Origin of the sequence: Streptomyces niveus, assembly GCF_001723055.1 — a bacterium.
Taxonomy (GTDB): domain Bacteria; phylum Actinomycetota; class Actinomycetes; order Streptomycetales; family Streptomycetaceae; genus Streptomyces; species Streptomyces niveus.
Genome location: NZ_MDCR01000065.1, coordinates 27,905 through 40,093, shown reverse-complemented (window position 1 = coordinate 40,093; position 12,189 = coordinate 27,905). Strand labels below are relative to the sequence as shown.

The 12,189-nt window shown below is 72.0% G+C and carries 7 protein-coding genes; all 7 read left to right on the top strand.

From position 1 onward, the window contains the following. The first annotated feature begins 23 nt into the window (after window positions 1–23). The 7 genes from BHU15_RS09240 to BHU15_RS09210 all read left to right on the top strand — a co-directional run bounded on the left by BHU15_RS09240 (window position 24) and on the right by BHU15_RS09210 (window position 12,170). Window positions 24–806 carry a TIGR03936 family radical SAM-associated protein gene (locus tag BHU15_RS09240; RefSeq protein ID WP_069626746.1) on the top strand — a complete coding sequence of 261 codons (783 nt, stop codon included), beginning with the start codon at window positions 24–26 and terminating at the stop codon, window positions 804–806. A gap of 232 nt (window positions 807–1,038) precedes the next feature. Then, complete coding sequence (locus tag BHU15_RS09235) at window positions 1,039–5,109, top strand: Rne/Rng family ribonuclease (protein ID WP_069626745.1); 4,071 nt, start codon at window positions 1,039–1,041, stop codon at window positions 5,107–5,109. A 360-nt stretch (window positions 5,110–5,469) separates the two neighbouring features. Then, window positions 5,470–6,588, top strand: coding sequence for a DegT/DnrJ/EryC1/StrS family aminotransferase (locus BHU15_RS09230; protein WP_069626744.1), 1,119 nt, complete (start codon window positions 5,470–5,472; stop codon window positions 6,586–6,588). A gap of 44 nt (window positions 6,589–6,632) precedes the next feature. Continuing rightward, on the top strand, window positions 6,633–7,601 hold the full coding sequence (locus tag BHU15_RS09225; RefSeq protein WP_069626757.1) for a Gfo/Idh/MocA family protein: 969 nt from the start codon (window positions 6,633–6,635) through the stop codon (window positions 7,599–7,601). Window positions 7,602–7,651: 50 nt separating this feature from the next. Further along, window positions 7,652–9,256 (top strand): glycosyltransferase family 4 protein, encoded by a 1,605-nt coding sequence (locus BHU15_RS09220; RefSeq protein WP_069626743.1) that lies wholly within the window; start codon window positions 7,652–7,654, stop codon window positions 9,254–9,256. Next, window positions 9,253–10,890, top strand: a complete 1,638-nt coding sequence (locus BHU15_RS09215) for a glycosyltransferase family 2 protein (RefSeq protein WP_069626742.1) — start codon at window positions 9,253–9,255, stop codon at window positions 10,888–10,890. The genes BHU15_RS09220 and BHU15_RS09215 overlap by 4 nt, the downstream gene beginning before the upstream one ends. Then, window positions 10,887–12,170: a nucleotide sugar dehydrogenase gene (locus BHU15_RS09210; protein WP_069626741.1), complete on the top strand. Its 1,284-nt coding sequence runs from the start codon at window positions 10,887–10,889 to the stop codon at window positions 12,168–12,170. The genes BHU15_RS09215 and BHU15_RS09210 overlap by 4 nt, the downstream gene beginning before the upstream one ends. Window positions 12,171–12,189 lie beyond the last annotated feature (19 nt).

Here is a 12,189-nt window from a genome sequence, read left to right as displayed (position 1 = left end):
AAGGCCCACCGCCCGCGCCGGCGGTGCAGCGCATCCGACTGCGCTACACGAAGCGTGGCCGCCTCCGGTTCACCAGCCACCGTGATTTCCAGCGAGCCTTTGAGCGGGCCCTGCGCCGCGCCGACGTCCCCATGGCGTACTCGGCGGGCTTCACCCCGCACCCGAAGGTCAGCTACGCCAATGCCGCACCCACCGGCACGGGCAGCGAGGCCGAATATCTGGAGATCGCACTCGCGGCGCCGCGCGACCCCGCCACCCTGCGTGAGCTGCTCGACGAGTCGCTGCCCACCGGGCTCGACATCATCGACGCCGTCGAGGCCCGTACCTCGGGACTCGCCGACCGGCTGACCGCCTCCGAATGGGAGCTGCGGCTCGACGGGGTGGAGCACGAAGAGGCCGAGCGCGCCGTGACCGCCTTCCTGGCCGCCGAGGTCGTGGAGGTCGAACGGCGCGCGAAGAACGGCCTGCGCACCTTCGACGCACGGGCCGCCGTCGTCGACCTGCGGGCGCTTCGTCCACAGGCCGATAGGCCGGGGGCCGAGCGCTGTGCGATACTGCGGCTGGTTGTTCGGCACGTGACACCCGCCGTTCGACCCGACGACGTCCTTTCCGGTCTCCGAGCTGTGGCCGACCTGGCGCCGCCGGTCCCCGCAGCGGTGACCAGGCTGGCGCAGGGGCTCTTCGACGAGGAGTCCGGAACGGTGACCGACCCGCTCGCGCCCGACCGCGAGGCAGTCACGGCAGGCCTGTCCACGGCCGCCGGACCCGCCGCCGCGAAGGCGCCGGAAGGTGCGGTTTCCGCCTAGGACGGTTGTTGTGGCGCAGCTCTTTGACTCGGGAGCCACCTGGGTCGGGCGGCGCGCTGACCACGAAGACTTTCGCCAGGCCGTACGCGAACGCGTACGGAACCGGCGACCCAGACATAACAGCTCCTGTGCGGCGCCCGCGCCCCGGACGGCGGCATTCGCGCCTCAGCGCGGCCGTGGCCGGACCGGATGAAGGCGTGGCGCCCGGGAGCGTGACGGGAGAACCGCCCGCATGTCCCAGAACGAACCCGGTACGAACCGGGAGACCGAAGAAGAACTGAACAGCCCCAGCGACACGCTGCCGCCGCGCCGCAGGCGCCGCGCCGCGTCGCGTCCGGCGGGGCCGCCGTCCGCGGCGGCCGAGGCCGCCGAGGGGGCGAAGGTCACGGCGAGCGTGCCGGAGGAGACCTCCGAGCCCGCCGCCGCTGCCGCCGACGAGGCCGCGCCGCCGCGTGCCCGCCGCCGGGCCACCCGTAAGGCCACCGCTCCCGTGGAGATCGTGGCCGACCCCGCACCCGAGGCCGCCGCCCCGGAGACCCTCGCCGAGCCCACGGCCGACGAGGCCGCGCCGCCGCGTGCCCGGCGCCGGGCGACCCGTAAGGTCGCCGCGCCCGCCGAGACGGTCGCCGAGCCGGTGATCGCCCCCGTGGTCGAGCCCGCGGCCCCCGAGGCCGTCGCGGTCGCCGAGCCGGCCGCCGAATCCGCCGCTGTCGCCGACGAGGCCGCGCCGCCGCGTGCCCGCCGTCGGGCGACGCGTAAGGTCGCCGCGCCCGCCGAGAGCGTGCCGGAGCCGGTCGTCGAGACCGCCCCCGAGACGGTCGCCGAGCCCGTCGCCGACGAGGCCGCGCCGCCGCGTGCGCGGCGCCGGGCGACCCGTAAGGTCACCGCGCCGGCCACCAGCACGGCCCAGGCGGACGACGACACCGAGACACCGGCGCAGGGCGAGACGCTGCCCGCGAACACCGTCACGCAGATCACCGCCGACGAGGCGCAGGTCGAGGCCGCCGAGAAGGCCGCCACCCGTGGCCGGAGCCGCCGCAGGGGCGGTGGCTCGCCCGAGCCCACCCCCGAGGCCGAGGAGCGGACGGCCCCCGAGCCCAAGGCCAGGAAGGCCGAGCAGCGCAACGGCTCGGCGCCGGCCGCCGCGAAGGACAAGGAGACCGAGGCGCCCGAGCGCTCGCGCCGGCGCGCCACCCGGCCCGCCGTGGCCGTCTTCCAGGCGCCCGTCTTCGCCGAACCGATGTTCCAGACGCCCGAGTCGGCCGCCGCGATGGCCGCCGCCGGTGGTGTCGAGGACGAGGACGATCTCGACATCGAGGACGAGACGACGGCCGAGCCCGTCGCCGCGCCCGCTCCCGAGCCCGCGGGCCGCCGCCGGCGCCGCCGCCGTGGTGAGCCCGCCGAGGCGGCCGAGCCCGCGCAGGCCCCCGCCGCGCGGGACGCCGACGAAGAGCCCGACACCGAGCAGTCCGCCGAGAGCGACGAGTCCGACTCCGACGCCGAGGACTCCGACGAGTTCGACCGTCCGTCGCGGCGCCGCCGCAGGGGCGGCCGTCGCCGTCGCCGTGGCGAGTCCGCCGAGAGCGACGAGCAGTCGGACGAGCACACCGACGACGCGTCGGACGAGCGGAGCCAGGACCGCGGCAAGAAGCACGCCGCCGACACCGACGACGAGGACGGGTCCGACACGGACGCCGCCGACTCCGACGAGCAGGACGACGACGAAGCCGCCGGCCAGTCGGGCGGCGGGAGCAGCAGCAGCCGTCGGCGCCGCCGCAGGCGCCGTCGCAGCGGTGACGGTGGCTCCGACACCGAGAACAACGGCGTGGACGACCCGGAGCGTACGGTCGTCAAGGTCCGCGAGCCGCGCGAGCGCCGTGCGAAGGACACCGAGCCCGGCACCGGCGTGGACGAGGTCCAGTCCATCAAGGGCTCGACCCGGCTCGAAGCGAAGAAGCAGCGCCGCCGCGAAGGCCGTGAGCAGGGCCGCCGCCGCGTGCCGATCATCACCGAGGCGGAGTTCCTCGCGCGCCGCGAGGCGGTCGAGCGTGTGATGGTCGTCCGGCAGAGCGGCGAGCGCACCCAGATCGGCGTCCTCGAGGACAACGTGCTCGTCGAGCACTACGTCAACAAGGAGCAGGCCACCAGCTACGTCGGCAACGTCTACCTGGGCAAGGTGCAGAACGTACTGCCGTCCATGGAGGCCGCGTTCGTCGACATCGGCAAGGGGCGCAACGCCGTCCTGTACGCCGGTGAGGTCAACTTCGAGGCGCTCGGCATGTCGGGCGGCCCGCGCCGTATCGAGACCGCGCTCAAGTCCGGCCAGTCGGTCCTCGTCCAGGTGACGAAGGACCCGATCGGTCACAAGGGCGCGCGTCTGACCAGCCAGGTCTCGCTCCCCGGCCGTTACCTCGTGTACGTCCCCGAGGGCTCGATGACCGGCATCAGCCGCAAGCTCCCCGACACCGAGCGGGCGCGGCTGAAGACCATCCTGAAGAAGATCGTCCCCGAGGACGCGGGCGTCATCGTCCGTACGGCCGCCGAGGGCGCGAGCGAGGACGAGCTGCGCCGCGACGTCGAGCGCCTCCAGTCGCAGTGGGAGGACATCAAGAAGAAGGCGAAGAGCGGCAACGCCCCGACCCTTCTCTACGGTGAGCCCGACATGACCGTCCGGGTCGTGCGCGACATCTTCAACGAGGACTTCACGAAGGTCATCGTCAGCGGTGACGAGGCGTGGCAGACCATCCACGGCTACGTGGCGCACGTGGCGCCCGACCTGTCCGACCGGCTGAACCGCTGGACGAGCGAGGTCGATGTCTTCGCGTCGTACCGGATCGACGAGCAGCTGATGAAGGCGCTGGACCGCAAGGTCTGGCTGCCGAGCGGCGGCTCGCTGGTCATCGACAAGACCGAGGCCATGATCGTGGTCGACGTCAACACCGGGAAGTTCACCGGTCAGGGCGGCAACCTCGAAGAGACCGTCACCAGGAACAACCTGGAGGCGGCCGAGGAGATCGTGCGTCAGCTGCGGCTGCGCGACCTCGGCGGCATCGTCGTCATCGACTTCATCGACATGGTCCTCGAATCGAACCGGGACCTGGTGCTGCGGCGGCTGCTGGAGTGCCTGGGCCGGGACCGTACGAAGCATCAGGTCGCCGAAGTCACCTCGCTGGGCCTGGTCCAGATGACCCGTAAGCGGGTGGGCCAGGGTCTGCTGGAGTCGTTCTCCGAGACCTGCGTCCACTGCAACGGGCGTGGCGTGATCGTGCACATGGAGCAGCCGACCGGCTCCGGTGGCGGCGGTGGCAACGCCGGCGGTACCGGCAAGCGCGCGAAGAAGCGCCGTGGCGGGTCCGGCGCGGACCACGAGCACGAGACGGCCGCCGATGTCCTGACGGACGCGGAGTCGCAGTCGGAATCCGAGTCCGAGGCCGAGGTGGCGGCGGAGGCCGCGGCCCCGGTGGCGCTGCCCGCGCCGGAGTTCGTGCCCGACGAGGAGCTGTACAGCAGTGTCGCGGAGGCCGAGACGGCCGCGCGTGGCGGGCGTTCGCGCCGCCGGGCGTCGCGCAAGGCGTCGGCTCCGGCCGGTTCGCCGAGGTCGGCCGAGCCCGCGGCGGCCGAGCAGGCCCAGGCGCCCGCCCCGGTCGCCTCGTCCGCGCCGGTGACCGAGCCGGACGCCGAGGTGGCGGAGGCCGCTCCGCAGGGCCGTACCCGCCGCCGGGCCACCCGTAAGGCGACGGCTCCGGCCGGTTCGCCGAAGACGGGCGGGGCCGAGGAGACGGCCGAGGTCGTCGTCGAGCAGCAGCCGGAGGCGGAGCCGGTACAGCCCGAGCCTGCCGCCGACACGCCCGTCGCCGACACGCCGGTCGCGGAGACGTCCGAGGCGACGCCGCCGAGGGCGCGCCGCAGGGCGACCCGTAAGGCGTCGGCTCCGGCCGGTTCGCCGGCGGGCGCCGGGGAAGCGGCCGTGCTGGTGGTGGATTCCGCGGAGTCCGCCCAATCGGCGGAATCGGCGGGACACGCCGGTGACTCCACCGAGTCCGGTGAGTCCGCGGAGTCCGGCGAGTCCGGCGAGTCCGGCGACGACAGTAATGCGGAGTCTTCAGCTCCGGCCAAGAAGGCGGCTCGAAAGACCGCCAAGAAGGCCGCGGCCAAGAAGGCGGCCACGAAGAAGACGGCGGCCAAGAAGACCACCGCCAAGAAGGCCACCGCGAAGAAGACGACCACGAAGTCCGCGGCCAAGAAGACCTCTGCGGCCGAGCAGCAGACCGCTCCGGCGGTGTCGGTGTCCACCGATGGCTGAGTGATCGAGTTGAACGTTTGGTGATCGCCGATTGATCGGCGGTTGAACGGCCCGTACCTGTCTCTGGGAATCCAGTGGCAGGTACGGGCCTCTTTGTTTCGGGATTGATGCGATTGGCGGTTAACAGCGCCGAAATTCCGCCGGAAATCCCTGATAATGTGACTGGCGGTCCCAGCCGTCGACAGTCCCCGCCCGGAACCTGCGGTCGGTGACCGGCCCGTACAGGGACAGCGGTCCCAATTCCTCGGCAGGGCGTCGGCCATCGCGCCGTATGGGTACACGCGGCCTCGTGAGACGCCCGCTGCACTCCTGGCCTCTGCCACAGAGAGCTTTCGCGGTGTTTCAAGGAGGACGACGTCCATGTCGAGCAGTGAAGTGCAGCCCATCCCCGCTGCCCGCCCGGTCATCGGGGAAGAAGAGATCGAGGCCGCCGTCCGCGTACTGCGCACCGGCCGGGTCGTCCAGGGCCCCGAGGTGGCCGCCTTCGAAGAAGGCTTCGCCGAGCTCGTCGCCGGCCGCCACTGCGTGGCCGTGAACTCCGGCACGTCGGCGCTCCACCTGCTGCTGCTCGCCCTCGGTATCGGCCCGGGCGACGAGGTCATCGTGCCGTCGTTCTCGTTCGCCGCCTCCGCCAACGCGGTACGGCTGGTCGGCGCCGACGTCGTCTTCGCCGACATCGAGCCCGGCAACTTCGGCCTGGACCCGGCCGCCGTCGAGGCCGCGATCACCCCGCGCACCGCCGCGATCATGCCGGTCCACCTGTACGGCAACCCGGCCTCGATGGACAAGCTGATGCCCATCGCCGACAAGCACAAGCTCGCCGTCGTGGAGGACGCCTGCCAGGCGCACGCCGCGTCGCTGCACGGCACACCGGTCGGCGCCTTCGGCTCCGGCGGCACCTTCAGCTTCTACCCGACGAAGAACATGCACTCGCTCGAAGGCGGCATGATCTCCACCGGTGACGCCGAGGTCGCCCGCACCCTGCGCCTGCTGCGGAACCAGGGCATGGAGCAGCGGTACGCGAACGAGATCGTCGGCGCCAACATGCGCCTCACCGACGTGGCCGCCGCCGTCGGCCGCGTACAGCTCAGCAAGCTCGGCGGCTGGACCGAGCAGCGCCGCGCCAACGCCGCGTACCTCACCGAGAACATCACCGCGCCCGGCGTGGTGACACCCCCGGTCGCCGACGGCGCGTACCACGTCTACCACCAGTACACCGTCCGGATCACCGGGGACCGCGACGCCGCGATGGCGAAGCTCACCGAGGCGGGCGTCGGCAACGCCGTGTACTACCCGACCCCCATCCACCGGCTGCGGCCGTTCTGGGAGCCGGACCAGAAGGCCGGACGCAACTGGGAGCTGCCGGAGACCGAGCGGGCCGCCGCCGAGGTCGTCTCGCTGCCCGTGCACCCCTCGCTGTCCGAGTCCGACCTGGAGCGAATCGTCTCCGCCGTGAACGAGCTGGGAGAGAACCTGTGACCACCACCGCGGGACTGCGCGCCGGTCTGATCGGCCTGGGCTCGATGGGGCGTCACCACGCCCGCGTACTGGCCGGCCTCGACGGCGTCACGCTCGTCGGGGTCGTCGACCCGCTCGGCGACAAGAACGGACTGGCGCAGGGCGCGCCCGTCCTCGACACCGTCGAGGAACTGCTGGCACGCGGCATCGACTACGCCGTTGTCGCCTGCCCGACCGCCCTGCACGAGGAGGTCGGCCTCCAGCTCGCCGAGGCCGGGGTCGGCGCGCTCATCGAGAAGCCGCTGGCCGACACCGTCGAGGGCGCCCGCCGCCTCGTCGAGGCCTTCGAATCGCGGAACCTCGTCGCCGGCGTCGGCCACATCGAGCGCTGCAACCCGGCGCTGCGCAGCCTGCGCGCCCGGCTGGAAGCCGGTGAACTCGGCGACGTGTACCAGGTGGTGACGCGCCGTCAGGGACCGTTCCCGCACCGCATCGCCGATGTCGGCGTGGTCAAGGACCTCGCCACCCACGACATCGACCTGACCGGCTGGGTGACCGGCCAGACGTACACCTCGATCTCCGCCCACACGGTGTCCAAGAGCGGCCGGCCGCACGAGGACATGGTCTCCGCCGTGGGCCGGCTCTCCGACGGCACGATGGTCAACCACCTGGTCAACTGGCTGAGCCCGCTCAAGGAGCGCTTCACCTCGGTCACCGGCGAGCGCGGCTGCTTCATCGCCGACACGCTCACCGCCGACCTGACCTTCTACTCCAACGCGGCGGTGACGACCGAGTGGGAGGCGCTACGCGCGTTCCGCGGTGTGGCCGAGGGCGACATGATCCGCTACGCCATCCCCAAGCGCGAGCCGCTGCTGGTGGAGCACGAGCTGTTCCGCGACGCCGTACTCGGCGAGTCGCACGACATCTGCACGCTGCGGCAGGGCCTTCGCACGGTCGAGGTGGCGGCGTCCCTGCTGGAGTCCGCCGCGAGCAGCACGACCGTCCAGCTCGCGACGGAGTCCGTCCCCGGCTGAGGTCCCGTCCGCACCAGCTTCGTCAAGTGACCGGTTCAGAAAGGCAGTTGATGGATACGCAGAGTGTCGGTGGCAGGTCGGCCGGCAAGGGGCGCATCGTCATGCTCGTCGACAACAAGGTCGACGGCGACTCGCGGGTACAGAAGGCGGCCGAGTCGGCCGCCGCGGCCGGCTGGGACGTCACCCTGCTCGGGCTGGTCCGCAGCGGCAAGGGCCGCAGCTGGATGCTCGGGGACGCGGAGGTACGGCTGCTGCCGCTGAAGGCGCCGCTCGCCAAGCGCCACGCCGAACGCCACCGCTCCTTGCTGCGCCGCCCGCTCGCCTACCCGCCCGGCCCGCTCGCCGCGTACCGGCGGCAGTGGGCCAAGGCGTGGCGCGCGGACGTCGCGACGCGCCGCGCCGCGCTCAAGGTGGCGCCGGAGGCCGTCGGCACCCCGCTGTTCCGCCAGGTCGAGGGCGTACGCCTGCGGGTCGCCGGTCCCGTGTCGAACATCGTGCAGCGCTGGGTCGGGCTCCGGTCCCGGCACAGCAAGGACGCCCAGCAGGCGGGCCGCCGGCTGCGTGGTCCGCTGGACCGGCTGTTCACCGCGTCCTGGACGGCGGTCAAGGGCAGGCGCGCCTGGCGCAGGCTCGAACCCGCCCTGTGGGACTACGAGTTGACGTACGGCCCGGAGATCGACGCACTGAAGCCGGATCTCATCCACGCCAACGACTTCCGCATGCTGGGCGTCGGCGCGCGGGCCACGGTCCGGGCCAGGGCCGCCGGACGGTCGGTGAAACTGGTCTGGGACGCGCACGAGTTCCTGCCCGGGGTGCGCCCGTGGGAGGACAACGCCCACTGGATCCCGGGCAACACGGCGCACGAGAGCGAGTACGCGCCGTACGCCGACGCGGTCGTCACGGTCTCGGAGGGGCTGTCCGACCTGCTGATCGAGCGGCACGGGCTGACCGAGCGGCCGACGGTCGTGCTGAACGCGCCGGACCGGCCGGGGGAGGCGGACGCGCGCGTCGCGCTGGACGCCGACGGCGAGCCGGAGGCCGTACCGGACCTGCGCGAGCTGTGCGGCGTGGGCCCCGACGTGCCGCTGATCGTCTACAGCGGCTCACCGGGCCCCCAGCGCGGCCTCGGTGACCTGGTCGAGACGCTGCCGAAGCTCGACGGCGTCCACATCGCGTTCGTGGTGCCCAACCCCACGTCCGCGTACATGGAGACGCTGCTGGCGCGCGCCGCGGAACTGGGCGCGGGCGACCGGCTGCACACCGTGCCGTACGTACCGCACCGGCAGGTGGTGCGCTTCCTGTCGGCGGCGGACGCGGGGTGCATCCCGATCCACCACTGGCCGAACCACGAGATCGCGCTGATCACGAAGTTCTTCGAGTACTCGCACGCGCGGCTGCCGCTGGTGGTGAGCGACGTGCGGACGATGTCCGAGGTCACCCGCGCCACGGGGCAGGGCGAGGTCTTCACGGCCGAGGACACCGACGACCTGGCCCGCGCGATCAAGCAGGTCCTGGCGGACCCGGAGCCGTACCGGGCGGCGTACGAGAAGCCGGGGCTGCTGGAGGGGTGGACGTGGGAGGCGCAGGCCGAAGTGCTCGACGGGCTGTACTCGACGCTCATCGGGGACCGGAAGAAGCCGGAGGTCAGACGATGACGACGACCACTCCCGATGTCACGGTCGTGGTGGCCGTGTACAACACGATGCCCTATCTGACCGAGTGCCTGAACTCGCTCGTCAACCAGACCATCGGCCTGGAGCGGCTCGAGGTCGTGGCCGTCGACGACGGCTCGACCGACGACAGCGGCGCCGAACTCGACCGGTTCGCGAAGGAGTACCCGGACACGGTCAGGGTCATCCACCAGGAGAACAGCGGCGGCCCGGCGGCTCCGAGCAACCGCGCCCTGGAGATCGCCACCGGCCGTTTCGTCTACTTCGTCGGCTCCGACGACTACCTCGGCGAAGAGGCGCTGGAGCGCATGGTCGCCTACGCCGACGAGCACGGGTCGGACGTGGTGGTCGGCAAGATGGTCGGCACCAACGGCCGGTACGTCCGCCAGGCGATGTACAAGAAGAACGACTCCGACGTGAGTCTGTACGGCTCCGACCTGCCGTTCGCCCTGGCCAACACCAAACTCTTCCGGCGTGAGCTGGTCGAGAAGTACAAGCTCCGCTTCCCCGAGGACCTGCCCGTCGGCAGCGACCAGCCGTTCACCATCGAGGCCTGCGTGCGGGCCGAGCGGATCGCCGTCCTCGGCGACTACACGTACTACTACGCGGTCAAGCGCGGCGACGCGAGCAACATCACCTACCGGGCCGACCATCTGGCCAGGCTGCACTGCACCACCCGCATCATGCGGCACACGGCCGGTCTGATCGAGGCGGGCCCGCGCCGCGACGCCGTGTTCAAGCGTCACTTCACCTGGGAGCTGGCCAAGCTCATCCAGGACGACTTCCTGCCGCTCGACCCCGTCACGCAGCGCGAGCTGTGCAAGGGCATCGCCGAACTCGCCGACGAGTACCTGACGGACGAGCTGCGCGACTCGCTCGACGTCAAACGCCGGGTACGGATACTGCTGGCCCAGCGTGGCGCCGTGGCCGAACTCAGCAAGGCCATCGCCGACGAGGCCGAGCACGGCGCGCCGCCGTTCCTGCTCGAAGCCGGGCGGGCCTTCGCGACGTACCCCGGTCTGCGCGACCCGGCCGGTCAACTGCCCGACCGCAGTTACGAGTTGGTGGGGGAAGCGGTCCCCGGCCGGCTCGCCGCCGGCACCCGGCTGCTCTCCGCGGGCTGGGAACGGCACGGTGACACGCTCTTCGCGGTGTTCACCGTACGGATCGGTGTCAGCGGGCAGACCGGCTCCGCCGTGATCCGGCTGGCCCGGACCGCGATGCCCAAGAGCGCGGACAAGGCGGCGGCCCGCCGGCTGCCCGCCGGTGACGAACTCCCGGATCCGGTGGGGGAGTTCACCCGCGCACCGGAGCCCGACGGTGGGGGCGGCACGATCCTGACCGCCCGGATCCCGCTCGCGGCGGCCCGTATCAAGGCCGGTGTCCGCGTCTACGTGGACGTCGCCGGCTCCACCTACGAGATCCCGGTCCGTACCCGCGGTCTGCCGATGCCGCTCGCCCGGCGCTGGGGCGACACCGTCCCCCACCGGGCCTCGGCCAATGTGAATCCCAAGGGGCGACTGGTGATCACCACGGCCCCGCTGTGGGAGCCGACAGCATCCTTCCGCGCGCGGGTACGAAGCCTGCTGCCCCGGTTCAAGAGGAAAGTAATCCGATGAATATCTGTGTAGTCGCGCTCGGCAAGATCGGTCTGCCGCTCGCCGTGCAGTTCGCCGCCAAGGGCCACCGCGTCATCGGCGCCGACGTCAACGAGAAGGTCGTCGAGCTGGTCAACGCCGGTACGGAGCCCTTCCCCGGCGAGCACGACCTCGACGTCAAGCTCAAGCGATGCGTCGACGCCGGGCTGCTCACGGCCACCACCGACACCGCCGCCGCCGTCGCGCAGTCCGACGCCGTCGTGGTCGTCGTCCCGCTGTTCGTGGACGCCGAAGGCGTGCCCGACTTCGGCTGGATGGACTCCGCGACGAAGGCCATCGCCCAGGGCCTGAAGCCCGGCACCCTGGTCAGCTACGAGACCACCCTGCCCGTCGGCACCACCCGCACCCGCTGGGCGCCGATGCTCCAGGAGGGCTCGGGTCTCACCCCCGGCGAGGAGTTCCACCTCGTCTTCTCGCCCGAACGCGTCCTGACCGGGCGGGTGTTCGCCGATCTGCGGCGCTACCCCAAGCTCGTCGGCGGCATCGACGAGGCGTCGGCCAAGCACGGTGTCGACTTCTACGAGGCCGTCCTCGACTTCGACGTACGCGAGGACCTGCCGCGCCCGAACGGCGTGTGGGACCTCGGCACCGCCGAGGCCTCCGAGCTGGCGAAGCTCGCCGAGACCACGTACCGCGACGTCAACATCGGCCTGGCCAACCAGTTCGCGCGCTTCGCCGACCAGAACGACATCGACATCAAGAAGGTCATCGAGGCCTGCAACAGCCAGCCGTACAGCCACATCCACCAGCCCGGCATCGCCGTCGGCGGCCACTGCATCCCGATCTACCCGCGGATGTATCTGTGGAACGACCCGGCGGCCACCGTCGTGCGCTCGGCGCGTGAGGCGAACGCGGCCATGCCCGAGTACGCGGTGGACCTGCTGGCCGCCGCCTACGGCGACCTGACCGGCGTGGGCGTGCTCGTGCTCGGCGCGGCCTACCGCGGCGGCGTCAAGGAGACGGCGTTCTCCGGCGTCTTCCCGACCGTCGAGGCGCTGCGGGCGCGCGGCGCCGTGCCGTACGTCTCCGACCCGATGTACACGGCCGAGGAACTGACCGCGCACGGCCTGCCGCCGCACGAGGGCCAGCAGGTGACGGCCGCCGTGCTCCAGGCGGACCACGCCGAGTACCGCGACCTGAAGCCGGCCGACCTGCCCGACGTCACGGTGCTCGTCGACGGCCGCCGTACCACCGACCCGGACGCCTGGCGCGGCGTACGCCGCGTCGTCATCGGCGGCTGAGCGGTGAGCAGAGGAACGA